Raw genomic sequence first — 26014 nt, forward strand, 5'->3', positions numbered from 1 at the left:
TAAAATTATAGATTTCATGAGGTACGAGGAAAATCATCTTTATCTGTTCTTTGTTATTTGAACTTTGTTATTTTCAAAAGCTTTGCTTCGCAATTTTTTTATTATACTAGTTCTTTTTATGTGGGGTATTTGTTTAAATTGTTAAGAGATAGTTGAGATGAAGTAGAGTTGGAAAATGAGGAGTATTTCCTATAGGATAAATTATAGCAATAATATGCTATAATTTAAATAAAAAAGCTAAAAGGTGAAGAAATATGTATCAAGATTTAATCTCCTATTTAAAAAAATATAAGAATAGCACTATAACCTTAGGAAATCTAGAAAAGTTAGTTCCAGGTAATTATTCATATGATAAATTTGCAGAAAATATCAGAAAGCTAATTAATAATAACATATTGATTGAAAAAAATTCCAAAGATAACAATGGTAAAGATATTCCTTTGCCTTATAAATTTGGAATTAACAAATATGAGTTAAGAAAAGAGCATATAAATAACGTTCAAAGATATATATTGAATATTAGTAGAGAGATTGATCTTCAGGAATACCTTAATTTGAGTGAGGAAATATGGAATAAAGATATCCCATATATTAGTAAAATCAATAAATACATTGAGGAAAATGGGATGCCTAAAGATTATGTTACTGCTCAAGAAAGATCCTTTCATATTGTTGGTGATGAAAAATGGATTGGTGAAAAAGGTGGAAAGAAACTTTTAGATAGAATAAAGCTGTGGGGAAAACTTAATATAATAAATAGTGCAGATCCGCTGATGATGGCAGTTAATCCTAAGCAGTTTTCAAGGCCAGAGTATTTCCATCTAGTTGTGGAAAATAAGGCAACTTTTATGGCTTTGATGCAGGTATTAAAGGAAACAGAGTTTACTTCATTAATTTTTGGTTCGGGGTGGAAAATAATAGCGGATATAGACATGCTGGAAAAACAATTAGGAATAAATGGAAATAATAAAATATATTATTTTGGAGATTTAGACAATGAGGGAATATCCATATGGAATTCTCTTAATGAGAAAGTGCATACTTACCTAGCAGTTGAATTTTATAGAGAATTGCTTAAGAAGCCTTGCAGCAGGGGAAAAGAAACGCAGCAAAAAAATGATAAGGCTTTAAAAAATTTTGTTAGTTTTTTTAGTGAGAAAGAAAAGATAAAGCTGAAAGAAATTTTGGAAAATGGAGGATATCTGCCTCAGGAAGCTTTAAACAAGGATGAACTTGGGCACATATGGAGGAATACAGAGTGGATATAAGTATAAAAAATATAACAGAAAACTATGGGGAAAGAATTCAAAGGCTAGTCTTGTTTGATCCATTATATAAGCTGCAAAATAAAAACTCAAAGGATAACAGTGGCAATGGAATTGATTATTTTAGTTTAGGTTTGCTTAGCTTATTGTTTTTCTTTGAAAATATGCTTATGAGAAATAAAAAAACAGGAGTAAGGGAACTTGCTTCCTTTTTATATGAACTTAATCAAGGTAAAATAGATTTAAATTATGAAGGATTTGAAAAGGCGGCAAGAACAATCATAGAGACTTTTAGACCTCCTACAGGAAAAAGAAACTTTAAAACATTTTATAATTGGGAAACGAGAAAGGACGAAATTGTTCAATATTCCATATTAAAAGCGGCTAGGGCAGATTTAGAAACAAATACTCAATACTATACTCTTGATGAACAAGGTTTGGAATTGATTTTTGCTACAAAGGAATATTTTAATGAGTTTCAGTTATCTATAAATCAGTTAGTTTTAAGGAAACAACTGGAGAAAGGTGAATTTGTAGGTGCTTTAAGACAAATTGATGAAATGAGACTTGATGTAAAAAACCTTCAAGATAGAATAGTAAGAATAAAGCATGAAGTAAATAGAAATATAGTATCTACAGAGACTTATGAAAGATATAAAAGTATAATTGAAGATATAAATATGAGACTGCATCGTGAGAATGAAGAATTTGATGAACTGCAGTCTTTTGTAAAGGAAACCAGGGACAAGGTAGGCAATGAGCTCACAAATGACAAAGATAGAAAGGCATATGAGCTTATAATCCAAATAGATAAGGAACTTGGACAGGTTCACTATGATCATAGACTACTTTTTAAGGAAAGTATAGTTCTTAAGACTTCTGCACTTCAAGCTGCTCAAGAGGCACTTTATTATGTAGGTATAGATTCTTTTAATTTTGATCAGGAAATTACCAGCAGATTATTTTCATCACCTCTTCCACTAAATGCATCAAGAGTGCTGATAGAACCTTTTATGTATTTAGGAAAGTATGAAGTTTGGTCACCATTAACAGTATTTGGCAAGCAAAGAATTGAAAATAGAAACAAACAGGAAAAAACTCAAGATTTTTTATCTGTACCAGAAGATGAAGAGATAAAGTTAGGTATGAAAGTTCAAAGAGAAAATTTTAAGTTTATAGCAGAAATATTATTAAAAGCTATGGGTGATGAACATGAGATCAGCATTAGCGAGCTCACGAATTATATGAAAGAAAATGGATATGAAAGTATATTGGATTATCGGATATTTTATGATTTCTGGATTATACTTCATCAAAAATCGCCGGTAACAATAGACACAGATGAGAAAAATGAAGAGCTTTTATTTGGAGAGGCCTTCAATTTATTAATTAATAAAGGAAAAGTCTTATATGTATGGGAAATTGAAGGAATACTTAAGGTTACAGAAAGATTTACTATAAAAAATATGATTCTAAAATTGGAGGACAAACATGCTTCAATATAATAATGAACAAGTAATGCAGGCATTCAAGCTGTATTCTATACTTTCAATTAAAGGTTATGGAGAGAAAGAAGAACTGCGTTTATACATATCTGATGAGATGATAAGAGGACTTATTGATCAATTTGCGTATCATGTAGATTGCACTATTTTTGCATCAGGAGATTATATATATATGATACCAGTTTCAAGAAATTCAATATTCCACGTATCAAATGATACTCTTAAAAAAGAGTACCTTCCAGCAAAAGCTGTAAATCTGGATTTATATTTAATGTATACAGCTATAATTGTACTATTTGGAGAATTCTACGATAGCTATCAAACCACAGAGCCAACCCGTGATTTTATTAATATAAGCGAGTGGCTATCCAGCATAAATGAGAGAATTGAGGCTTTAAGTGAACATGATGCTGAAAAACTAAAAGAATTAGACAGTCAGTTTGATTATAATTGGTCAGCTATTATAGAAAAATGGATGGATATGGACGAAATTAAGGAAAGAGTAAAAAATCAGGATGCCAGGACTATAAGTAGAAAGAGTTTCCTAAATACTGTAAAGCAATTTTTGGAGGCACAGGAGCTTGTAAGAGATATTGGAAGCGAGGAGCTGGAGCTTACAGAAAAGGCTAAGAACATAATTCAAAGATATTATATGGAATATGATTACAATAGAGGAATATTAGACTTTATGTATAATCTTGATCACAGAAAAGGAGAAAGCTAATGCCAGCAATTTCTAAAATACGTTTTACAAATGTGATTTATGAAAATGGAGAAAAAAGATATAATGATGATATTTTTCAGTTTGATGGACATAATGGAATAATTTTGATTGAAAATGGCGGAGGAAAAACAGTTTTTGTACAAACAGCTATTCAAGCCATATTGCCTCATAGTGATTTAGCAGAGCGTAAAATTAAAAATACTCTTATGCTAGAAAACAGTTCAGCTCATATAGCAATAGAGTGGATATTAAGTGAAAGGCCTAGAAGATATGCTTTAACTTCTGTAACCCTGTTCATGAATAAAGGAGCTGTAGATTCTCTTAAATATGTTTATGAATATGAAGAAGATGATGATAATTCTATAGAAAAGCTCCCTTTTGTAAGGAAAAGCATTAATGGTAAAAAGAGACCTGCTACAAAGGAAGAAGCAGGTGAGTATTATTCTAATATGAGTCAGAATAGAATTAGTGCAAATATCTTCAGTACAATTAAAGATTACCAGGAATATATAGAGAAAAATTTTAAAATTATTCCATCAGAGTGGAGAAAAATTGCTTTGATAAATGCTGTAGAAGGAGGTGTGGAAGCATTTTTTGATGCATGTAAAACCACGGGACAGCTGGTAGATAATCTCTTAATTCCTACAGTAGAAGAAGCACTGGCCGGGAATGGAACTAAAGAATTTGCGGAGACCTTTGAAAAACAGAGAGAACATTTTAAGAAATATAAACAGTTAAAAGCCAGAATAGATGAAAGCAGGCTGGTGGAAGAACAGATAAGTTCTTATGTAAATGTTTATAAATCCTATGATGAGGTGAATCACAGTTTCATTAAAATTAAAGAATATATAAAAGCTCTGTATAAATTTGCTAAAAAGGAAGATGAAATTAATAGAGGAAAGCTTGATAAAAACAAAAAAGATCAGCTTTTGGCTGCGAAAGAAGAGGAATACTGGAATCAAAAGGAAGCTTCATATAAGTTACAGTTATTAAAAGATAAAATGCTTAAAGTGGAGAAGTGTTTTATAGAGATTTCTGATAAATATAGTAAGGTTTTAAATGATAAGGAAGAAAAAGAAAAAAGACTTGAAAATTTGAGAATAGCAAAATATAAACAGAGTATAAAAATACAAAGAGAGAAAATTGAGTTTTTAAAAGAACAGATTGATGATCTGGACAAGGACGAGGATATTGCAGACATTACTGATAAATTGCAACTAAATAGCAGTGAACTTAGGGGATATTATAAGGAACAGGAACAAAAGCTTGATAATGAAATATCAGTAATTGAAGGTCAGCTTAAAAATATTGAAAAAGAGATTAAAGATCTTGAAAAAGAATTTAGTAGAAGTAAAGACAAAGAAAGTGAGTTATCTGCAGCAGGAGCTAAACTAGATGGTTCCATCAATCAGCTTATAAAAGACATGGATAACCTTGAAAGGGAAATGTTAGACAATCAGAGTAAGGAACGGGTAGAAGAAGAATTTAATAAGTGGCAGAGAAGAATATCAGATTTAGAAAATGATGTATTTGAATATAATAAGCAAGTAAGGATGATGGAGGAAGAAAAGCAGGATTTATTACAAAGTATACCAGTAAAAAGAGAAGAATTAAATGTCCTGAAGAAAGAAGAGACGGAATTGTCAGAACGATTTAAAAATCTCAATGAAATTCATGACAATCTGCTTTGTAGAGTTAAGGAATTTAGAAACAGTTGGTTTAATTTTGATTCCCTGTATAGAAAGCAGAATACCATATTGGAGCAGGTGGAAAACAAGCTGGAAAGGCTTAGAGAAGAGAAGGAAAATTTGATTTTTGATGAAAGATTAGCTCACAGATGGCTGGATAATTATAGTGAGAGTGAATTATATACAGCAGATCCTTCTATAGAAAGATATATAAAAAATTGGAGAAATGGTTTTAATTATATAGAAAGTGGAACGGAATATATCCAAAGGGTAGTAAAAACTACTAGTGAATCGGAAGAGGAGCTTAATAAGAACTATCCTTATTGGACAATATCTATAATTACATCAGAAACAGAAGTGGAAAAACTTATAGATAAAATATCGAATCAGCATGATGAGCTTTCCCATCCAGTTATTGTGATGAATGAAAAAGAAGCAAGGGATAAAGTGCAGCAAAATACTGTTTTATCTGAGAAAAATATCGTTTTCCCTTCAATGTGGAATAAGAATATTGTTCAGAAAAATTTTGAAAGCTGGAAAAATGATATTTCAATTAAAGCTTCTGAAGCTACAGAATTACGCAGGAAAAAAGAAGAAGAGTTAAGAAACTGTATTGAACTTCTTAGGAATGTAAGAGATTTTTATAGTAAATATCCTTATGAAGATTATATTGAAATGCAGAAGAAACAGAGAACACTTAAAGATAACGTAGTCTTAGTCACTGAGGATGTTGATAAAAAGGAAGTAAGAATAGTAGATATAGATGAAGAAGGGAAGAGAATCAACACAGCAATTGCTGAAGCACAGGGAGAACAGCATCTTCTGGAACAAAAAATACTTAAAGCCAGGGAATATTCAAGAAAGAAAAATGAAAAGGAAAAAGCTGAGGAGCAAAAGAGCAGAATAAAAGAAGAACTTGTACTTGCTAAAGGGGAAAATCTTAAATTAGAGAGAAAAATAAAGTTGAGCCTGGGTGCAAAGGATGATATAAAGGAAAGGCTTAATGAAATTAAAACAGCAAATTCTGTGTTAATGGCAGATGACTTATATAAAGAAGTCATTGGTGCGTCTGTAAAGTATACATCTACAAGTAAAGCGGTACTGGTGCAGCAGAGAAAAAGCTTAAAGGATGTTCTAGAAAAGAAACAAAAGGGCAGGGAAGCTTTAGAGGAAAACGTGAAAAATGCTTTGGAAATAAAGGAAACTTTAGAAAAGGAGATGGATAACTTAAGGAAGCAGACGGATTTTCAGCTGGATGAAGAAATGGGATTTCCCATTTATGGTGATGATGAGATTGAAAGGCTTATAGAAGAATTGCAAAGATTAAAGAAGCCTTTGAAAAATCTAAAAAAAGACTATGATGAAGCCAAAACGTCATATGATAAGGAAAAAGCTGTTTATGAAATGGAAGAGAATCGTTTTTATAATAAATATGAAAAAATAATATCTTTTTCTATAGTTTTAGAACAGGTAGAATTTATATTAAAAGAGGAATTAGAAGATATAGTTAAAAAGAAAAAGTATTTCCTTGAACAGCAAGAAGTTATAGAAAAAGAAGGAAGAGACATAAATAATAGTATTTCTAAATTGGAAAATTATAATTTCAAATATTCTTATTTGCCAGAAGAGATAGAAGAAGCTGTATTAACGGAGAATATAAAAAATGAGTTTCCGTATAAGAGAACAGGGATTGTAGATGAAATAATTAAAAATATAGAAGAAACTGAAAAGCTCTTAAAGGATAGAAAGTTAGATACAGAAGATAAAAAGAGAGAGTTTATAAATTTTTGTGAAGGTGAAATTGTAGATGTAAAGCTAAAAGATATGGCGGTTACAGGAGTTCAGTATAAAAAATCCTATGAGGATATTACTGATTGGCGAAACAAGATGAATGAGAGAATTATGCGTACTATAGAAATTGCAGAAAATGATATTCGTGAACATGATAAAGAAGTTCAGCAATTTATAAATCATCTACATTCTTATTTGGTAACTATGGTGCAGGAACTTAAACAAATTCCTAAAAAGACAAGAATAAAAATTGATGAGGATTGGAAGGAAGTATTTCTATTTACTGTACCTGAATGGAATGAAAAAGAGGGAAAGGAAGAACTGGCAAAGCACATTGACTGGATGTTAAAGCAGTTGGAAGAGGATCAGTTTAAAGATGAAAATGGTGTTGAACTGGAGAGTCAAGTTAGGAAATCCATAGAAAAATGGCTGCAATCAAAGCAGTTGTTACAAATTGTGATGAAGCAAAACACCATTAAAGTAAAATGTCGTAAAGTAACCAATGATCAAAAGGTTAAAAGTATGCCTTTTTCATGGGAGGTATCAAATTCCTGGTCTGGTGGAGAAAAATGGAGTAAAAATATGACTTTATTCCTTGGAATACTAAATTATCTGGCTGAAAAGAGAACACAAATTGTATCAAACCATAAGCATTATAGAACTGTTATAGTGGACAACCCTTTTGGAAAGGCTTCCAGTGACCATGTGTTAAGTCCAGTGTTTTTTATTGCAGAGCAGTTAGGTTTTCAGATAATAGCTTTGACAGCTCATGCAGAAGGAAAATTTGTAAGGGAATACTTTCCTATAGTATACAGCTGCAGACTTAGAACTGCAGACAACTGCAGCAGCCAGATTATGACTAAAGAAAGAGAAATAAAAAAAGCCTTCCTTGTTGACGGTGATCCTCAGACCTTATTCAGGATGGGGCAGTTAGAACAGGTGGCATTTACGGATATACATTGATTGGAAATATAAAATATATTAACTAGCAAAACTTCTTATAGGTAGAATAAGAGATTTGCCTATAAGAAGTTATTTTTGATATTAAGAGGCTTTGCTTATTCTATTCGGGATTTTAGAGCTTCGGACATAGAAATTTTATTTATTTTTTTCCTGCTTAATAGCTTTGAAAGCTCATAGGTCAAGTATATAATAATGAAACCAACTATAACATAAATGTAATTTATAGTTACTGGAAAGGATACATTCATATCTTTGGTTATTGACTTAAATAGAGCACGCATGGAGGCAAGAAGTAGTGGTACTCCAAGAATATAGCCAAGTATAACTATAAAAGAGGAGCTGTTTAAAATTAGAGAATAAATCTCCTTATTTCTGTAGCCTAGAACCTTCATAAGAGATATATTTTCTTTGTTTTCTTCTATTGTAAGAGCAGTAACAACATATATTACTATAAGTCCAATTATAAAGGACATAAAAGCAATACCACCTACAACAGCCTGAAGTGGCTTTGTCATTGTGTTAAAGGCATTTCTCATATCATCAACTGTTACAAAAGCCAGCAGTTTGTTTTCTGGAATGGACAATCTTTCTGTACTCCAAAGCCCAGTATAACTGCCAGGAGGAAGCTTAAGCATGGCATTAAGCTTATTAAGAGGCATATAAATATAGCTGCCAACATAGGTTTCAGCAATATCATCAACAGCTATACTGTATTCTTTTGAATCAAGTCTATTAACAGCCTTAATGGTATCCTTTGGATTTATATTAAGCTTATCAGCTAGAGGTCTTGTTATAATAATTTTATCTGATTTAAGCACATTCCCTGCTTTGTTTTTAAAGGAAATATATTTAGAATCAGGACTTACCCCATACACTGTAAAAGTTAAATCGGAATCTGATTTAAGTGCAAAGGGTATCTCAGAGAAAGCTTCACCTTTTTCTGGTTTGCCATTTTGGACAGAATTAAACACATACTGATAGTTGTATTTAAAGGCTTCACTAAAAGAATCCTTCATAAGATAATCCAAAGAACTTTTTGCTGAAAAACCCATTAAAAGCAGCATAGTTGCCATAATAACTCCAAGCATAAGAAATACACTTCTAGGTATGCTTCTAAGTAATTCTCTTATTTGAAACTTAGTATTAAAATTTAATTTATCAAGTTTCATATTTTTTTCTATAAAGCCAACCTTATTATTTTCTCTTCCACCTCTCATAAGTTCAACAGGTGAAGCTTTAAGTGATTTATTTACAACAAAGTAGCTGCAGACAATCAAAAAGACTATAGGAAGCAGAATGCTCATTATCAAATAATTTATATTAAAGCTTAAAGAACTTACAGGTATATTAAAGTAGGACACATAATAGGAAATCATAGGTTTTAAGGTTATTATCCCAAGCATGGTTCCAAGAATACCGCCTAATAATGAAACAGCTAAGGGATACATTAGATAATGTTTCATAATTTCTCTTTTTCTATAACCTAGTGCATAAAGAGTTCCTATAACAGCAGCTTCTCTTTTTAATATTCTCAGCATTACTATACCAGTTAGAATACAAGTAAGGATTAGGATACTCATGGGCATAGAGGAGCTCATCTTATCAATTCCAGAAAGCTTTGCAGTCATATAAGTCACTCTTGGATTATCAGTTACATTCATCCAGCTTAAAATAATAATATTTTTGCTTCCTAAATAACCCTTGAGTTCAGATATTTTTTCACCTAAATTGCTTCTATCGCCATTAAATCTCACAGCATAAAAGCTATTTCCTCTGTTTATATTATTAAAATCATATTTATTAATTACTGCAATACCAAAGTCGTTTGGATCATTTATAATATCTGATTCTGATTTTAGTGGATATATATAATTTGGCATAGACATAAAACCGGAAATGGTAAAATTCTGATTATATAGTTTTATACTGTCACCAATATTTAATTTATTAGCTTTTGCATAAGAAGGGTCAATAAGGATACCGCCATTGCTTAAATTTTTACCTTCAATTATTGCAGGTATGTTAACCTTTGTATTTTCCCTAAAGATTCTTAAAGTTTTATTTTCTGATATAGAATAATCAAAGGATTTTGTTTCCTCCAAACTCATATTAAATTTTGATTCTAAGGACTCTGGATTATTTAATTTTTTACTTGTCATAAAGGTTGCATCTTCTTGCTTATAGTCTTTTTCAAAAGAAGATAATAATTTTGATAAATTTATAGAAACCAAATTAAACATCGTAAAAAGAAGACAACTAAAAATAATAAGCAGCAAGGAACCAAGGTATTGAGATTTACTTTCTAGCATGGTTCTTTTAATTTTTTTATTTATAATCATTACCACTCAATCCTTTCTGCAGGAATAATTTCTTTATTGACTTCACTATCTACAATTTCTCCACTTCTTAACCTATAGACCCTATTTGCCATAGAACTAATTGCATTATTATGTGTTATCATAAGTATAGTTGAACCAAAGTCCTTGTTAATTCTCTGAAGAAGTTTTAATATCTCCCTGGAGGTTGAAAAATCAAGTGCACCAGTTGGTTCATCGCATAGTAAAAGCTTTGGATTTTTAACTATTGCTCTTGCAATGGAGACTCTTTGCTGCTCACCACCGCTTAATTCCCTTGGAAATCTATATTTTTTATCAAGCATACCTACAGCTTTTAAAACCTCATCAGTATTAAGAGGAGAACTACTTATGTTTGAAACAACCTCAATATTTTCCCCAGCAGTTAAGTTAGGTATTAAGTTGTAAAATTGAAATATAAAACCTATATTTTTTCTTCTATAGTCCGTAAGTTCAGTATCATTTAGTTTAGTAATTTCAAGGTTATCTACAAAAACAGTACCAAAGTCACATTTATCAATTCCGCCTATAATATTGAGAAAAGTTGACTTGCCAGAACCGGAAGGACCAAGTATAACTCCAATTTCACCTTTGTCTAAATTCATTCCTATATCATTTAAAACAGTGGTAGTTATATCAGTTGTTTTATAGCTTTTCTTTAAATTTTTTACTATTAAGAACATCTACTTTATTCCTTTCACTATTTTTATTGTTATTAGTTTGGGCATAGGAGGAAGTTTTATTCTACATTTATTAATCATGCAGTAATGTGTAACTTAGATTATTATGTGCTCTATTTATAGTTCTTTTTATGTGAGTATTTGTTTAAATAGGATGAGTTGTAGGATATAATAAAGTAAGAAATTGTTTTTTTATGTTTTAAAACATCTTTGTAAAGAAGGAAGGTGCATTAATGAAGAAAATACAAGTAGGAACATCAGATTTTAAAGAGTTAATAGAAGGCAATAATTATTTTGTAGACAAAAGTTTACTAATAAAAGAATTTATAGAAGATGGTGCGAAAATAATATTGACACCAAGACCTAGAAGGTTTGGAAAGACATTGAATTTAAGTATGCTTAAATACTTTTTTGATATAAGGACTAAGGAAGAGACTAAGAATTTATTTAAAGGCTTAAAAATAGAAAAGGAAAAGGAAATAATGAAGCTTCAGGGAGAATATCCTGTTATTTTCATTACTTTTAAAAATCAAAAGCATATATCTTTTGAAAATTTTGAAGATGGAATAAAAGTATTATTATCAAATTTATATAAAGAGCATGAATATTTACTGGATAGTGATAAGTTAACTGAATTTGATAAAAATGATTTTAAGCAAATAATTTCAAGAAAAGCTTCTATAGGAAGTGTATCAGATGCGATAAGCTCTCTTATGGGGTACATGAATAAGCATTATGGAAGAAAAGTAATGCTATTTATAGATGAATATGATGTGCCAATACAAGAAGGATATCTTAGAGGATACTACAATGAAATGATAGTCCTAATAAGGAATCTACTAACAGCAGCCTTAAAAGATAATCCATACGTTGAAAAATCTTTAATAACAGGTATCCTTAGAGTGGCAAAGGAAAGTATTTTTTCTGGGTTAAATAACTTAAAAGTATATTCTATATTGAGTTTCAAATTTAGTGACAAATTTGGATTTACAGAAGAGGAAATGAAAGAACTTATAAAATATTATAATTTAAAAGACAGCTCAGAAGAAATAAAAAGTTGGTATAATGGATATATTTTTGGTGGAAAAGTAATATATAATCCATGGTCAGTTTTAAATTATATTGATAACAATGAAGAAGGATTTATGCCTTACTGGATTAACAGCAGCAGTAATGATCTTATAAAAAGGCTTTTATTAAAAGGAGATAAAGAAGTAAAACTAGATTTAGAGTATCTTCTCGACGGGAAATCTATAAATAAGGTAATTGATGATACTATAGTTATGGCAGAAGTTGAAGATTCCAACCAAAATATCTGGAGCTTTTTACTTTTGAGTGGATATTTGAAGGCTGTAAAAACAGAGCTAATAAGGGGAAGATTAAACTGTGAACTCCAAATTCCAAATGAAGAAGTTTATATATTTTATGAAAATTTAATAGTAAAATGGTTTCAAGAATCTATGACCAATCAAAAGTATGAAGAAATGTTAAGTAATTTAGTCACGGGTGATATAGAAAACTTTGGCTATGCTTTTCAGGAATTTGTAATAAATAACTTAAGTTATTTTGATGTATCAGGAAAAGAACCGGAAAAAGTGTACCATGCCTTTGTACTTGGAATGCTTGTATCCATTTCAAATACCCATGAAGTGAAGTCAAATAAAGAAAGTGGCTTTGGGAGATATGATGTAATGATAATTCCAAAGGATATCTCAAAACCAGGAATTATTATTGAATTTAAGAAAATAAATGTATTGTCAAAGGAAACAATGGAACAAGGAAAAGTGGAAGCATTAAAGCAAATAGATAGGATGAAATATGAACAGGAACTTATAAATTGCAACGTAAAACATATAATAAAGCTTGCCATTGTGTTTAAGGGGAAGGAAGTAATGATTTCCGAGGCATAGTAGCAGTTGCAACTTAGTTTGTAAATATAGGAAAAGGCATAGTGCTTTTTACTATACCTTTTCTGGAGAAGTTTAGCATAGATGCTTAAATTTAGTTCTGCTTATATAATCCAAATCCAGTTATAATCAATTTATCCCAACCAGTTTCTTCATTATTAATCCAACTGTATTCAACATTAAGTTCTTTCAACCAAGCATTAAGTCCATTACTTACTTTACTTACATTTGGCGATTTCCTTCCAAATTTGTCTTTTATCGTTTCAAGCAATTCAACTTGTTCTTCTTTTTCTAATTCTCTATCTAACATTCCTTCTATGACTTCGCGGCATTCTGAATAGGATTTATGATCCTCGGTATATATTTCATTGGCTAATAATTGTCTTTTGTTATTTAAAGTCGCTTTTACTTCATTTATTTCTTCTATATTTGATAAGTACTTTTTAGCTATGTTCATAGCAGCAATTTCATTATCTATTTTGATTATTGTTCTTTCTAATTTTTCATTTCTCATTTTAATAGTCTCACTTTACATTTTTTATTTAGTAATTGTTTAACGACAATAGGTAATTATATCATAAAACTACTTATCATACAAAATTTTAAAACTCTTTAGGAAGCAGGTAAAGTATTTCAGAGAAATGAATATATCATTATAGGTAGTGAACTGTTTTATTATGGTGGAAACATCATAATAGGATGATATTGTTATTTATAATGGTGTAACTTAGATTATTATGTGCTTTATTCATAGAAGAACTATAAGTGGATTTGCAATAAATCTGTTTATAGTTCTTTTTATGTGAGTATTTGTTTGATTATAACAATATATTGAAGTTAATGTTATAATTAGCATGTAAGTGAACTATAATGTAATTCATATTTGTAATAGCACATGAAAATCACTTATATAATAGGCTTTTAGAGGGTATGAGGATGAATGATATAAAAGTAATGGTATGGCTGTTTCCTATACTTTTTATTTTTCACGATTTTGAAGAAATAATTTTTATGCAATCGTGGGTAAGTAAGAATAGACGCTATTTATATGAAAGATTTCATACATTATCAAAAAGGTTATTGTGTCATTTTGACAATATTACAACAGCATCTTTTGCATTTGGCGTAGCAGAAGAATTTATTTTGATTAGTATAATTACAGTTGTTTCTTATGTGACGAATTGGTATATCCTATGGGTAGGATTGTTTATTGCATTTACTTTGCATTTAGTAATACATTGTTTTCAAGCATTGATAGTAAGAAAATATGTCCCTGCTATTATTACGAGCGTTATTTGTTTGCCTATATGTATTTATATTATTAAGCATATAGTGAAATTGTTTCCGTTAGATACTGTTGTTTTGTACTCTATTTTATCCTTTATAATTATGGTGGTTAATTTAATTTTTATTCACAAAGGTATGGATGTATTCAGCAAATGGTTAGCGCAATATGAACAGCAAAGCCAATGAACACAATCTAAATTTTGGTAAAACACGAATTAAGAGGAGTCCCAAACTATAAAGAGTATTCTTGCTCCTCAGGGAAAAAAGTAATGATTTTGAAGATTTGATAGGAGTAAAAAATAGATTAAAAGCTGTTGTGTGATACTAATAGAATACTTAATCTAAGGGAGATATTGTTATGGGGTTACTAGATGATGAATTAAATACTGTACATGAAAAGCAAATAGAAACATCTTGTATTGAACCTAAAGAAGTAGAAAATAAAGAGTTTTTAATAAGCAATAAACTGATAATTAATTCACAAGAAGGTAATCTCTTAAATGAGTTAAAAAGAAGTTTAAGTGAATGTGAAAAATTTTATTTTAGTGTTGCATTTATTAACTTTAGTGGGCTTCAGCTTTTACTCGACAGCTTTAAAGAACTTGAGGAAAAAGGAATTCATGGGAAAATATTAACTTCTACATATCTTAACTTTACAGAACCTAAAGCTTTGGAAAAAATTAATAAATTTAGTAATATTGATTTAAAGATATTTGTGGCTACTAAGGAAATAGGGTTTCATACAAAGGCCTATATTTTTGAAAATAAAGATGAATATAAAATAATCATTGGCTCTTCTAATATAACTCAACGTGCTTTAAAGAGTAATATTGAATGGAATGTGAGAGTGATTTCTAAAAAGGATGACAGCTTTGCAAGATATGTATTGGAAGAATATTTGAAATTGTGGGAAGATACTTCTATTGTCAATGAAAAATTTCTAGATAGTTATAAAAGCTTTATAAATGAACTTAAAAAGGTAGAAAAAAGTAAAACTATAGATTTTACAGATTATGAACTTATAAAACCAAATGATATGCAGAAAAGGGCTATGGCGAATTTGGATAGGTTAAGATATTCAGGGGAAAATAAAGCTTTAGTCATTGCTGCTACAGGTACAGGAAAAACCTATATGTCGGCATTTGATGTTATAAATTGTAATCCTCAAAAAATGTTATTTCTGGTACATAGAGAAGAAATCTTAAAAAATGCAGAAAAAACCTTTAAGAGACTGGTAAAAAACAAGAGGAAAACAACAGGTATCCTAGCTGGCAGCAGTAAAGATTTCTCTGCTGATTATTTATTTTCTACTATACAATCTATGAGTACAAGTTTTCAGCAATTTAAGAGAGAAGAGTTTGAATATATAGTTATAGATGAAGCTCATCATGCGGCAAGTCCATCTTATCAAAAGGTGATAGGATATTTTAAACCTAAATTTCTATTAGGAATGACGGCAACTCCAGAGAGATGCGGCAGTGAAAACATATTTGATATTTTTGATGATAATATAGCTTTAGAAGTAAGGCTTCGTGAAGCCTTAGAATTAAATCTTGTGATACCTTTTCATTATTTTGGGATAACTGATATTGAAGGTGTAGACTTAAGTGATGTAAAAATTAATCATATAGCAGAAGTATCCAAAAGACTGAAGATTAACGAAAGAGTTGATTTTATAATTGAAAAGATGAATTTTTATGGATATGACGGAGAAAAATGCAAGTGCATTGGTTTCTGTGTAGGAATTGATCATGCGGAGTTTATGACAGATGAGTTTAATAAAAGAGGAATAAAAAGTGTATGCCTAACAGGAGAAAATTCTACAGAAGAAAGGGACCACTATATTAAAAAATTAGAGTCAGATCAGGATGATCTAGAGGTTATATTTACAGTAGATATTTTCAATGAAGGTGTGGATATACCGTCGGTCAATTTGATTTTGATGCTTAGACCAACAAACTCTCCTATAATATTTATACAGCAGCTTGGAAGAGGTCTTAGAAAATATGAAAATAAGGAATTCTTAACGGTACTGGACTTTATAGGAAATCACAATAGGGCATTTCTAATTGCAATAGCATTAAATGGTTCAAGGTATTATGATAAAGACAGCTTAAAAGTGGCAGTTGCAACTCAGTTTACCAGCATTCCAGGCTGTACGAATATTCAAATGGACAGAATATCTCAGGAAAGAATACTAGAGCAGTTAAATGAAGAAAATTTCAATTCAATGAAATATTTGAGGGAAGAGTACTTTGAATTTAAAAAGATGAATGGTGGGAAGATACCTTATCTATTGATGGATTACATAAAATATGATGGTTCGCCAGATCCATTAAAGTTTCTAAGTAAAGAAAAAACTTATATAGGTTTTGTAGCTAAAATGGAAAAGGATGATGAACTTAAAAAATTATTAGAACAGGAAGAATTTTTAAAGATACTTAAATGGCTTTCAAAAAGTCTCCCAATAAAAAGAATATATGAATTCAGCATATTAAAATATCTGTTAAATAGTGATGAAATAGATGTAGAAAATGCTAAAAGTGAAATATTGAAGTATATTGATAATGTGGATTACGAAAGTGTGATTCACAGCTTGAATTGTTTGAATGGAAGTTATTATGATTCATCTGAACTCAAAAATAATGTAAAATGCTTTGAATTAAAGGATGGAGTTTTAAGTGCCACCTGGAATTTCAAAAAAATAGTGCAGAATAAAAAATACATCATATACATTGAAGATGTTATAAACTATGGCATTGTAAGGTATAGAAAGGAATTTGGCAATAAATATTATGGAGTTCCATTTTTTAAGCTATATGAACAATACCAGATGATAGATGCAGCACTTTTATCTAATTATACCAAGATACATACTTCTTTTAGGGGACAGGGACTTGTTACTAATGGAAAAGAATATTTTTTATTTGTGGATCTGCATAAAGAAGAAAATATAGATGAAAGGATAAATTATAAGGATAAGTTTTTAGACAGGCAGTATTTTCAATGGCAAACTCCTAATAATACAGCTCAAAGTTCTGAAAGGGGAAAAAACATCATATTTAACAAAGATAGAAAGGTTAATTTACATATTTTTGTGAGGAAATATAAACAAATAGATGGTATTGTACAATCCTATATTTATATTGGTAAGGGCAATGTTGTTGAATATGAAGGAGAAAAGCCTATAACAGTAAAAATAAAGTTGCAAAATGAAATTTCAGTAAATTTATATACGGAGTTTATAAAAAAGGTATAGTGTTTTTTACTATACCCTTTCTGATATTAACTTTTTAGCTGCAGGAATATCTGCTGGAGCCCATTTTAAAGAAGAGAGATTTTCTCTTTTTAGCCATATCAGTTTAGAATGTTCATTGGCTGTAGGAGTATCTGATACTAATTTGCACTTTACAGTAATCAAATTTACTATAAAAGTATCATATTCATGAGCATTGTCATTAAATACATCCAAGTATTCTACAGTACATTTTAACTCCTCTTTTATTTCTCTTTCTATAGCTTGTTTTAGAGTTTCACCTTTTTCAACTTTTCCACCTGGAAATTCCCACTTATTTGGTAGGGACATTTTTGGAGAGCGAAGGGCACATAGTATTTCATTATTTTCATTTTCTATAACAGCTCCAACTACTTTTAATGTTTTCTTCATTTTAGTCACACCTTTCTTCTAGACAAGTTTAGCATAGATGGGTTTCATAAATCAATTTTGAAATGGTCTTAACATATTTTGTTTAAAGAAATTAAATTGTAGGATATAATGAAACAAGAAATTGCAATCGTATTTAAGGGTAAGGAAATTAGTATAAAAACTGCTTAAAGGTTACATTGAATGTTGTACCTAAAGAGAGATAAACTTAATTTACCGTAATTTTTTTACGACAACTTGAATAATTTCGTTGATTTCAGTCTAGAATAATGTATAATTTAATTTGGGGGTGATATTATGCTGAAAAAATTTGAAGTAAGAGGTTTTAAAAACTTTAAAGAAAATATACAGCTGGACTTTTCAGATGTACGAGATTATAAATTTAATGAACAGTGTGCCAGTAAAGGTTTACTGAATAAAATAATAATTTATGGAAAAAATTCAGTTGGAAAATCAAATTTGGGCCTAGCACTATTCGATATTACAACACATTTGGCTGATAAAAATGTTACACCGGATTTATATGATTACTATTTAAATGCAGACTTAGATTCAGGTTTTGCTGAGTTTCATTATGTATTCAAATTAGAAGCTGGAGAAATAGATTATTTGTATCGAAAAAATGATGTAAGAGAGCTAACATTTGAAAAGATTTCAATAAATAATGAAGTTATAATGACTTATGATTATACAAAAAAATCGGGAGATTTAGAAGGACTTAAAAAATTAGCTCCTTCCTTGAATTTTGAATTCCAAAATGAGAATATCTCAATTTTAAAATATGTAGTTAATAATACTTTATCTAGTACTGCTGCACCTCTTAAGCAATTGATGCGTTTTGTAAATAACATGTTATGGTTCCGAAGTCTTGATGAAAACAGATATATAGGTTATAAAAAGGAAAGTGAAGATTATATAAACTTTATATTTGAAAAAGATTATTTGAAAACTTTTCAGGATTTGCTTCATACAGCAGGAGTTAATGAAGATTTAGTAGCTATAAAAGATCCTGATGGAAAACAGCGTTTATACTTTAATAAAAAAACTCCTATTCCGTTTTTTAAAGTTGCTTCTAATGGAACTAAGGCTTTGTATGCACTTTATTATTGGCTCACAACGGCTAAAGATATATCATTTTTGTTTATTGATGAATTTGATGCATATTATCATTTTGAACTTTCAGAAATGATAGTACAGCTATTAGAAAAACATAAGGAGTTTCAAACTATTTTAACTTCTCATAACACTAATCTCTTGACAAATAGGATTATGCGTCCAGATTGTTATTTTATATTAACGACAGATAAGTTAACATCATTGGCTAATGCTACCAATAGAGAATTGCGTGAAGGACATAATTTAGAAAAGCTTTATATAAATGGTGAATTTGATGAGTAAGGTAGTAAAAAAGAATATTTTAGTTTTGGTAGAGGGTGCTAAAACAGATGTAAAAGTAATGGAGAAACTATTTAATATTTATCAAATAGATGCTAAGTATAAAATAGTATCATACTGTACCAATATATATACACTTTATCAAGAAATGTTTAGAGATGGTATTGATGGATTAGAGGATATGGATATACTTCAAGTATTAAAAGCTAGAGAAAAAAATATTGAGAAGAAAAAAATATTTGATAAGAGATATACAGATATACTACTAATTTTTGATTTAGATCCACAGGATCCCCAATTTGTGCCTGAAAATATTAAATTAATGCAAGATTATTTTTGTGAATCTTCAGATATGGGGAAACTATATTTAAATTACCCAATGATTGAAGCATTTTATCATTTAAGTTCTATACCAGATGATGAGTATTTTAGTAGAAAAGTTAAATTGAAAGAGCTTCAAGACAAAAAATATAAATTTCGTGTACAACAGGAAAGTATGGGTAATGATTATCGCAAATTTGCTGCAAGTAAAGATTTATGTAATATAATTATTTTGCAAAATCTCACTAAGGCTATATTTTTGGCTACTGGCAAATCTATTATATGGAAAGATATAGTAATTAATGCTAATTTAATTGAGCTAATAGATTCAAATTTTATATTAGAAAAACAGCTATTTTATCTAAAAAATGATAAATTTGTATATGTTCTTTGTACTTGTGTATTCTATATAATAGAATATAATCCCAACCTTTTACTATCTTAAGTTATTAATGAAAATGTGAGTGCTAATAATTTGAAATTGGATTTTAAATATGAGGAGAAAATATTATGATAGAACCATCAAAAATAAAAGAAGAATTCGAAAAGATTGAAAGAGAAAATTATAAATTTCGGACATATTTAAAAAGTCATGCAGATTCAGATGAGTTAGATGAGCAATTTTTAGAATTACATAATGAATTATTCAAAGATTATGATTGCAGTAAATGTAGAAATTGTTGTAAAGAGTATGCAATAAGCTTTGAAGAAACTGAAATAGAGCCAGTTACTATGTTACTTAAAATAACCAAGGAAGAATTTATGGATAAGTATATAGAGAAGACTAGTAATGGATATGAGGTAAAAGGAAAACCATGTTGTTTTTTAACTAAAAATGGTGCTTGTGAGATTGAAAAATGTAAACCAGAAGGATGTATGGAGTATCCATTTACAAATAAGCCAGAAAGATTATTTAGCTTGCTTAATATAGTTGATTTTACAAGTGTATGTCCTGTAGTTTTTGAAATGCTAGAAAGATTGAAGAAAATTTATGGTTTTAAGAGAATTTAATACAGACAAAAGATGTTTAAAAAATTAAATAGCTAATGGAGGAGCAACAATGGCAATTGCTAAAAAAGTAAGTGCGAGATTTAAAAACTTTAATTGCAAACAAATTTCTGATTACTCTCATGAAGAGAAAGGCTGGAAAGAAAATAAAATAGGAAATTTAATATCTTATAATTTTGCAAAGTATATAAATATTGATTAGTTGAAATATAAAGTAACTGCCGCTTTTCAAAAATTCAAAGTGAAACGAACAAGATTTGCTGCTATTTATCCGATGTCTACAATAAGGATGGCTATGTGAACAACTAATATAGCCATCCTTAATCCAATTTACTGTCCGTAAGTCAGCTACTGTAACACTCCCATGCACTCTGTGAAAGCGACTATCACCAAATCAAAGATTTGGGATATCTGTTTTTCTATCAAAGTGGGAGATATAAGAACTCTTGAGCTTCAGCGATTTAGAGTTCTTATGCTGTGCATAGCAGTAGCTATGCCCCTAGATAATTCATCTATATTATTATATTTGTTAACACATTATCTTTTCTTCCCACCACGCGTAACCAACAGTTGCTTTGGCAGACTGAGTAGGCGTTTCAGGATTTGACAAGAAAATTAAAAATGATCCCCCAGGAGGAAATATAAACTTTCCAACTTCTTCATCACTGACGGTAACATCTGGAAGGGCTCTTCTAACAAATGCTTTTTTCCCTCCAAGGGGCTCATTAATTACATTAATTGCTTCAAAGAATCCTATTCTTGGTTTGGGTGGTGGACAAAGGACCGTATTAGAAGGGGTTACTGTTGTAACTCTTATTGAATTTCCTGATGGCTGACTATTAAACCATATTTGTGCTCTTATGGGTGATTCTCCTGTATTTGCAACCTGCCAAAAATAAACATGTAAGTTAACACCTGAATTATTAGGATTAAACAAACCTGCCCATGCACTTTTATCACATCCTCTATTACAGTATTTTCTTAGTCATATAATATTTATACTGTATAAGTTTTGTGAAAACACGTGTATGTATCCATTTTTTTACTGTAAAAAAGATTAATTTATTACAAAATAACAGTATAATTTGAAACTCTATAGTATATAAGTAATTAATATGACTAAACTAAATATATCTTGCAAGTAGGTGAAAAAATGTTACCATAAATAGTTTATCTGATGGCTACCTACTGTAACACTCCCACTTCTACCAAAGTGGGAGATAACAGTAGCTACGCCCCTAGATAATTCATCTAAACTTAGTGGGAGAAACAAAACTCTAAAGAGAAAGCGACTATCATCAAATCAAAGATTTGAGATATCTGCTTTTCCCACTAAGTAAGATTCATTGATAAATTGAAGTGTACACTAAAAATGACAAATAAAGTACTATAGTTTCAATGAGAGGGATGTGGGTAGGATGAGTATAGGGTATGCATGTTTAACTATAGGAGTTTTAAATACTAATTTAAAAAGCTGTAATGCTAAAAATGTATGTGATGAGAAGTTATTAGGTATAATAGAACATAATTTGAAATCTCTTGAAAATATGATTGTGTATAACATTAAAAATAGTATACATCTCTTTAGAATTAGTTCTGATTTAATATCTTTTGGATCAAGTCCTTTAAATAAGCTGCATTGGTGGGACATATTCTCTAATGAATTTTCTAAAATTGGTAGGAAGATCAGAGAGAACAATATTAGGGTTTCAATGCATCCTGGACAATATACTGTGCTTAATTCTCCAAATAAAGATGTAGTAAACAGAGCAGTGGAAGATTTGAATTATCATTCTAAAGTTTTAGATAGTCTCGGGGTTAATGCAGAGAATAAAATAGTGCTTCATATTGGTGGAGTTTATAATGACAAGAAGCAAGCAATAAATAGATTTATAAGCAATTATGGAAATTTGGATGATAGGGTGAAGAGAAGACTTGTTATTGAAAATGATGATAAATCCTATAATATAAATGATGTGATTGAAATAGGAACAAAGCTAGGTATACCAGTTATTTTTGACAATTTGCATAATGAAATCAATCCATCTAATGAGGATAAAAGTGAATTGTACTGGATAAATGAATCTAAAAATACATGGAAGGATAAAGATGGATATCAGAAAATCCATTATTCACAGCAGGATATTTCAAAGAAACCGGGCTCACATTCAAATACTATAGCAGTAGATAGATTTGTTAATTTTTATGGAAGCTTGGAAAGAGAAGATATAGATATAATGCTTGAAGTGAAAGATAAGAACCTTTCAGCAGTAAAATGCATAAATTCCATAACCAAGGATAAAAGAATTAGCAAGCTTGAAAATGAATGGAGCAAGTATAAGTATACTGTTTTGGAAAGTTCACCTAAAGTTTATTTAGAAATAAGAAATTTGCTTAAGGATAAAAAGAGTTACCCTGTTGTTCAATTTTATAATTATATAGATGAAGCTGTGAAAGAGGAAGTTATACCGGGTAATTCAATAAATGCTGCACTGCATGTATGGGGATATTTTAAAAATATAGTGGATAGTAGAGAAAAGGAAGGTTTTCTTAGGAGCATTGATAAGTATAAGAAAGGGGAAGTTTCTATTAATGTAGTTAAAAATAAGTTGTGGAAGATGGCAGTTAAATATGATGAAAGGTATCTTAAGAATTCGTATTATTTTATATTTTAAAGCTAGTGATAATTTTATCCGATGGCTACCAGCCGTAATACCCCCATCGCACACAGCGAAAGCGACTATCACCAAATCAAAGATTTGGAATATCTGCTTTTCTTATAAAGTGGGAGGATAACGGCTGCTACGCCCCTGGATAACGATTTCCCCTAAAGGATAACGCCTTCTAAGTGCTAAAGCCTTCTAAGTGCTAAAGCACTAAGAATCCTGTTAATAAGTTTCAGATGGAGAAAAAAACTCCACCTGAAACTAAGAACTCTGTTTATGGAATAATTATACGTATGTACTGGACAGTGAGCTGCCATTTAAAATAGAACCTTTGCAGTAAGGAGGGATAATAGATGTATTTATCTCCATTTTTTTACTGTAAAAAATAATTTATATGTTATAAAATAATAGTATAATTTGAAATTTTATGTAAAAAGAGCAATCAATGAAGAATAAGTTATAGAAAAAAATTTTAGTGAGTTGTTTTTATTATTATCTTAAGGAGTAGATGAAATGGAAGAGAATAGGGTAGGCTTTAATATAGAATATGAAAGAAAAAAGAAACTTCTTAAATCATTGATAGAGCAGCTTTCCAAACTTATAGAGGAAAAAGATTTCCTTTTAAATGTGAAAAAGGTAAATATAGAAACAAAATATATGTGTTCTATTGGAAAGTATGAAATGGACAGAATGAACTTAAATTTTGAAATAAGGGATTTGAAAAAAGAAATATCCCTTAGACAATCAGCATTAAATAGGGGAGAAGTTGTGTCAGAAGAATATATCCAACAAGTTATGAAAGAAGAATTGAGGGTTTGGCATGAGAAGATTAATGCTTTTTCCAAGCAGATAAAAGATGCAGAAATATTTGCGAAATTACCAAAGCTTTCTGATGAAGAAAGCAAAAGATTTAAAAGCTTATATAGAAAACTTATAAAGCTTTTGCATCCGGATATACATAAATGTGATGAAAGGGACAAACTTTTATGGCAAAGGGTTTGTGAGGCTTATAAGAATGGAGACTTAGAAGAATTAGAGAACTTGATGTATTTAGTGGAAGACAAAAATATGGGTGATTTATTAGATAAACAAGATGAAAGTATAGAAGATAAAATTGAAAAATTAAAGAATTTAGCCTTTAAATGTCTGGATAAGATAGACAAAATAAAGAAAGTGTTCCCATTCACAATTGAAAAGGAGATTTCAAATGATCAGTGGGTGAAAGACAAAATTGATGAAATTCAGATAAATATTCAGTTTTTGAAAACCTATAGGGATAAATTAAAGGTTATACTTAGCGAATTTAAATAAGTTTTAGGGGATGTGAAGTATGGATGACAAGGCGTTAATTAAAATTAATACTTCAGGGACAAGTCTGATAAATTCCTTTTCTACAGGAAATTTACCTATGCCATATACTAATGAGATATTTTTATTAAATATATGGATTGCAGGTTTGAATTATTATGAAGCACACAGCATAGAGGATGAACTAAATGTAGAAGACAAGCTGCTGTTAAAAAGGGAGTCCAAAAATCAATATGATAATTTGGCTATAGAAATATATGATGCTAAAAATAGAAAATTAGGGTATGTGCCAAAAGCAAAAAATGAGGTTATATCCAGGCTCATGGATGGCGGAAAGCTGTTGTATGGTATAATTACTGAAATTGAATATGAGTATTTGGAGATAAGTGCAGATATTTTTATGAGTGATTTTTAAATAATAAGACTGGAATTGCAGTAAAGCAGAGAATATCATTTGAAAGTATAAATTAAAGTAAATAAATGTGTTGTCAAAGGAAACAATGGAACAGGGAAAAGTAGAGGCATTAAATCAAATACAAGACATGAAGTATTCTGAAGAATTAATTGATAAAGATGTAAAAAACATAATAGAAATTGCAATTATTTTTAAGGGTAAGGAAGTAATGATTTCTAGGGCATAGAAGCTGATAAAATAAGTATGTAGGTGGTGGTGATAATATTATGGAAAAAGAATTTAATGTTATAGGCTTATGCATACCTGAAAAACATCTTATGGTTGATATTAAAAGGTTACGAAAGTAAAACAAGAAATTTTAATGATTTATCTGAAAATATTACTGATATGATTGATAAATATGATAACGATATGGTTTTAATCATTGATGAGGTAGATAAAAGTAGTGGCAATAGAGTATTTATGTAGTTTTTAGGAGTGCTTAGAAATAAATATTTAGCTATGGTTTCAAAAGAAGACATAACTTCTAAAAGTGTTATATTAGGTGGAGTAAATGATATCAAGAATATTAAGCTTCAAATTAGAGAAGAAAGGGATTAAAATGACAGATTGTATATTTTGTAATTACAACAAATCAGAAATAATAGCAGAAAATAAGCTTGCTTTTGCTATAATGGATAGGTTTCCCGTAAATGAAGGTCATACCTTGATAATACCAAAAAGACATTTTCCATTTTTATTTGAGGCCTCAGAGGAAGAAATAAAAGCTATATATAGCCTTATGTATGAGGTTAAGGAAATGTTAGATATTCAGTATGAACCGGCAGGATACAATGTGGGAGTTAATATTGGTTATTATGCTGGACAGACAATAAAGCATTTGCATGTTCATCTAATCCCTAGATATAAGGGAGATGTAGAAAATCCTAGAGGGGGAGTTAGAAACTTAAAGAAGGCTTTAGTTGAGTATGATGGGTAAAATACAATATTTGCAACGTTAGTGTGTAAGCATATATAAAATAATTACAGTAGAGGATGATTTAAGACTTTGTGAAGAAATACAAGAAGCTCTT

Annotated in this window: 22 protein-coding genes; 17 read left to right on the forward strand and 5 right to left on the reverse strand. The window is 29.9% G+C overall.

Annotated elements, in window-relative coordinates:
• Window positions 1-254 precede the first annotated feature (254 nt).
• From B5S50_RS18580 to B5S50_RS18595, 4 genes are read left to right on the forward strand one after another with little or no spacing between them, the layout of a single operon-like run.
• A complete protein-coding gene (locus B5S50_RS18580; RefSeq protein ID WP_217302507.1) occupies window positions 255-1268 on the forward strand; it encodes a Wadjet anti-phage system protein JetD domain-containing protein in 1014 nt (337 codons plus the stop codon).
• On the forward strand, window positions 1259-2770 hold the full coding sequence (locus tag B5S50_RS18585; RefSeq protein WP_065077334.1) for a replicative DNA helicase: 1512 nt from the start codon (window positions 1259-1261) through the stop codon (window positions 2768-2770). Before B5S50_RS18580 ends, B5S50_RS18585 begins: the two co-directional genes overlap by 10 nt.
• Window positions 2757-3494: a DUF6063 family protein gene (locus tag B5S50_RS18590; RefSeq protein WP_065077335.1), complete on the forward strand. Its 738-nt coding sequence runs from the start codon at window positions 2757-2759 to the stop codon at window positions 3492-3494. Before B5S50_RS18585 ends, B5S50_RS18590 begins: the two co-directional genes overlap by 14 nt.
• Window positions 3494-7936, forward strand: coding sequence for a hypothetical protein (locus B5S50_RS18595; RefSeq protein WP_083985549.1), 4443 nt, complete (start codon window positions 3494-3496; stop codon window positions 7934-7936). The genes B5S50_RS18590 and B5S50_RS18595 overlap by 1 nt, the downstream gene beginning before the upstream one ends.
• A 95-nt stretch (window positions 7937-8031) precedes the next feature.
• Here B5S50_RS18595 and B5S50_RS18600 read toward each other — a convergent pair whose 3' ends face one another.
• Window positions 8032-10275: an ABC transporter permease gene (locus B5S50_RS18600; protein WP_217302508.1), complete on the reverse strand. Its 2244-nt coding sequence runs from the start codon at window positions 10273-10275 to the stop codon at window positions 8032-8034.
• Window positions 10275-10973, reverse strand: a complete 699-nt coding sequence (locus B5S50_RS18605) for an ABC transporter ATP-binding protein (protein WP_217302509.1) — start codon at window positions 10971-10973, stop codon at window positions 10275-10277. The genes B5S50_RS18600 and B5S50_RS18605 overlap by 1 nt, the downstream gene beginning before the upstream one ends.
• 230 nt (window positions 10974-11203) lie before the next feature.
• On the opposite strand from B5S50_RS18605, the gene B5S50_RS18610 reads away from it, so the two are divergent.
• Window positions 11204-12880 carry an AAA family ATPase gene (locus B5S50_RS18610; RefSeq protein ID WP_217302510.1) on the forward strand — a complete coding sequence of 559 codons (1677 nt, stop codon included), beginning with the start codon at window positions 11204-11206 and terminating at the stop codon, window positions 12878-12880.
• Window positions 12881-12971: 91 nt separating this feature from the next.
• Here the strand turns inward: B5S50_RS18610 and B5S50_RS18615 are convergent, their stop codons facing one another.
• Complete coding sequence (locus B5S50_RS18615; protein ID WP_065077340.1) at window positions 12972-13391, reverse strand: hypothetical protein; 420 nt, start codon at window positions 13389-13391, stop codon at window positions 12972-12974.
• Between the two features lie 422 nt (window positions 13392-13813).
• Between B5S50_RS18615 and B5S50_RS18620 the strand changes: the two genes are divergently transcribed.
• Window positions 13814-14350, forward strand: a complete 537-nt coding sequence (locus tag B5S50_RS18620) for an HXXEE domain-containing protein (RefSeq protein ID WP_065077341.1) — start codon at window positions 13814-13816, stop codon at window positions 14348-14350.
• A 172-nt stretch (window positions 14351-14522) separates the two neighbouring features.
• Window positions 14523-17423: a DEAD/DEAH box helicase gene (locus tag B5S50_RS18625; protein WP_065077342.1), complete on the forward strand. Its 2901-nt coding sequence runs from the start codon at window positions 14523-14525 to the stop codon at window positions 17421-17423.
• Between the two features lie 9 nt (window positions 17424-17432).
• On the opposite strand, the gene B5S50_RS18630 is transcribed toward B5S50_RS18625, so the two are convergent.
• Window positions 17433-17831 carry a (deoxy)nucleoside triphosphate pyrophosphohydrolase gene (locus tag B5S50_RS18630; protein WP_217302511.1) on the reverse strand — a complete coding sequence of 133 codons (399 nt, stop codon included), beginning with the start codon at window positions 17829-17831 and terminating at the stop codon, window positions 17433-17435.
• A 294-nt stretch (window positions 17832-18125) separates the two neighbouring features.
• On the opposite strand from B5S50_RS18630, the gene B5S50_RS18635 reads away from it, so the two are divergent.
• The 4 genes from B5S50_RS18635 to B5S50_RS18650 all read left to right on the forward strand — a co-directional run bounded on the left by B5S50_RS18635 (window position 18126) and on the right by B5S50_RS18650 (window position 20754).
• Entirely contained in the window at window positions 18126-19226 is a 1101-nt protein-coding gene (locus B5S50_RS18635; protein ID WP_217302512.1) for an ATP/GTP-binding protein, read from the forward strand.
• Complete coding sequence (locus B5S50_RS18640) at window positions 19219-19989, forward strand: hypothetical protein (protein ID WP_217302513.1); 771 nt, start codon at window positions 19219-19221, stop codon at window positions 19987-19989. The genes B5S50_RS18635 and B5S50_RS18640 overlap by 8 nt, the downstream gene beginning before the upstream one ends.
• Window positions 19990-20054: 65 nt before the next feature.
• Entirely contained in the window at window positions 20055-20555 is a 501-nt protein-coding gene (locus B5S50_RS18645) for a YkgJ family cysteine cluster protein (protein WP_217302514.1), read from the forward strand.
• 49 nt (window positions 20556-20604) lie between these two features.
• A complete protein-coding gene (locus B5S50_RS18650; protein ID WP_217302515.1) occupies window positions 20605-20754 on the forward strand; it encodes a hypothetical protein in 150 nt (49 codons plus the stop codon).
• 327 nt (window positions 20755-21081) lie between these two features.
• Here B5S50_RS18650 and B5S50_RS18655 read toward each other — a convergent pair whose 3' ends face one another.
• Window positions 21082-21489, reverse strand: a complete 408-nt coding sequence (locus B5S50_RS18655; RefSeq protein WP_217302516.1) for a DUF6143 family protein — start codon at window positions 21487-21489, stop codon at window positions 21082-21084.
• A 481-nt stretch (window positions 21490-21970) separates the two neighbouring features.
• On the opposite strand from B5S50_RS18655, the gene uvsE reads away from it, so the two are divergent.
• The 6 genes from uvsE to B5S50_RS18680 all read left to right on the forward strand — a co-directional run bounded on the left by uvsE (window position 21971) and on the right by B5S50_RS18680 (window position 25920).
• A complete protein-coding gene (gene uvsE / locus B5S50_RS18660; protein WP_217302517.1) occupies window positions 21971-23227 on the forward strand; it encodes a UV DNA damage repair endonuclease UvsE in 1257 nt (418 codons plus the stop codon).
• Window positions 23228-23731: 504 nt separating this feature from the next.
• Window positions 23732-24529 (forward strand): J domain-containing protein, encoded by a 798-nt coding sequence (locus tag B5S50_RS18665; RefSeq protein ID WP_217302518.1) that lies wholly within the window; start codon window positions 23732-23734, stop codon window positions 24527-24529.
• A 19-nt stretch (window positions 24530-24548) separates the two neighbouring features.
• Entirely contained in the window at window positions 24549-24941 is a 393-nt protein-coding gene (locus tag B5S50_RS18670) for an HIRAN domain-containing protein (protein WP_217302519.1), read from the forward strand.
• Between the two features lie 70 nt (window positions 24942-25011).
• Window positions 25012-25167, forward strand: coding sequence for a PD-(D/E)XK nuclease domain-containing protein (locus B5S50_RS18675; RefSeq protein WP_217302520.1), 156 nt, complete (start codon window positions 25012-25014; stop codon window positions 25165-25167).
• 251 nt (window positions 25168-25418) lie between these two features.
• On the forward strand, window positions 25419-25541 hold the full coding sequence (locus B5S50_RS21875; protein ID WP_302180674.1) for a hypothetical protein: 123 nt from the start codon (window positions 25419-25421) through the stop codon (window positions 25539-25541).
• 1 nt (window position 25542) lies between these two features.
• Entirely contained in the window at window positions 25543-25920 is a 378-nt protein-coding gene (locus B5S50_RS18680; RefSeq protein WP_217302521.1) for an HIT family protein, read from the forward strand.
• The last annotated feature ends 94 nt before the right edge of the window (window positions 25921-26014 follow it).

This window comes from Clostridium sp. 001 (assembly GCF_019056555.1).
GTDB lineage: Bacteria > Bacillota > Clostridia > Clostridiales > Clostridiaceae > Clostridium_B > Clostridium_B ragsdalei.

Excerpts from the sequence above, each read along its gene's own strand:
- B5S50_RS18645 (WP_217302514.1), top strand. The coding sequence starts at position 20,055 with ATGATAGAACCATCAAAAATAAAAGAAGAATTCGAAAAGATTGAAAGA.
- B5S50_RS18625 (WP_065077342.1), top strand. The coding sequence starts at position 14,523 with ATGGGGTTACTAGATGATGAATTAAATACTGTACATGAAAAGCAAATA.
- B5S50_RS18595 (WP_083985549.1), top strand. The coding sequence starts at position 3,494 with ATGCCAGCAATTTCTAAAATACGTTTTACAAATGTGATTTATGAAAAT.
- B5S50_RS18605 (WP_217302509.1), bottom strand. The coding sequence starts at position 10,973 with ATGTTCTTAATAGTAAAAAATTTAAAGAAAAGCTATAAAACAACTGAT.
- B5S50_RS18600 (WP_217302508.1), bottom strand. The coding sequence starts at position 10,275 with ATGATTATAAATAAAAAAATTAAAAGAACCATGCTAGAAAGTAAATCT.
- B5S50_RS18580 (WP_217302507.1), top strand. The coding sequence starts at position 255 with ATGTATCAAGATTTAATCTCCTATTTAAAAAAATATAAGAATAGCACT.
- uvsE (WP_217302517.1), top strand. The coding sequence starts at position 21,971 with ATGAGTATAGGGTATGCATGTTTAACTATAGGAGTTTTAAATACTAAT.
- B5S50_RS18650 (WP_217302515.1), top strand. The coding sequence starts at position 20,605 with ATGGCAATTGCTAAAAAAGTAAGTGCGAGATTTAAAAACTTTAATTGC.
- B5S50_RS18670 (WP_217302519.1), top strand. The coding sequence starts at position 24,549 with ATGGATGACAAGGCGTTAATTAAAATTAATACTTCAGGGACAAGTCTG.
- B5S50_RS18640 (WP_217302513.1), top strand. The coding sequence starts at position 19,219 with ATGAGTAAGGTAGTAAAAAAGAATATTTTAGTTTTGGTAGAGGGTGCT.
- B5S50_RS18610 (WP_217302510.1), top strand. The coding sequence starts at position 11,204 with ATGAAGAAAATACAAGTAGGAACATCAGATTTTAAAGAGTTAATAGAA.
- B5S50_RS18620 (WP_065077341.1), top strand. The coding sequence starts at position 13,814 with ATGAATGATATAAAAGTAATGGTATGGCTGTTTCCTATACTTTTTATT.
- B5S50_RS18635 (WP_217302512.1), top strand. The coding sequence starts at position 18,126 with ATGCTGAAAAAATTTGAAGTAAGAGGTTTTAAAAACTTTAAAGAAAAT.
- B5S50_RS18630 (WP_217302511.1), bottom strand. The coding sequence starts at position 17,831 with ATGAAGAAAACATTAAAAGTAGTTGGAGCTGTTATAGAAAATGAAAAT.
- B5S50_RS18665 (WP_217302518.1), top strand. The coding sequence starts at position 23,732 with ATGGAAGAGAATAGGGTAGGCTTTAATATAGAATATGAAAGAAAAAAG.
- B5S50_RS18615 (WP_065077340.1), bottom strand. The coding sequence starts at position 13,391 with ATGAGAAATGAAAAATTAGAAAGAACAATAATCAAAATAGATAATGAA.
- B5S50_RS18680 (WP_217302521.1), top strand. The coding sequence starts at position 25,543 with ATGACAGATTGTATATTTTGTAATTACAACAAATCAGAAATAATAGCA.
- B5S50_RS18590 (WP_065077335.1), top strand. The coding sequence starts at position 2,757 with ATGCTTCAATATAATAATGAACAAGTAATGCAGGCATTCAAGCTGTAT.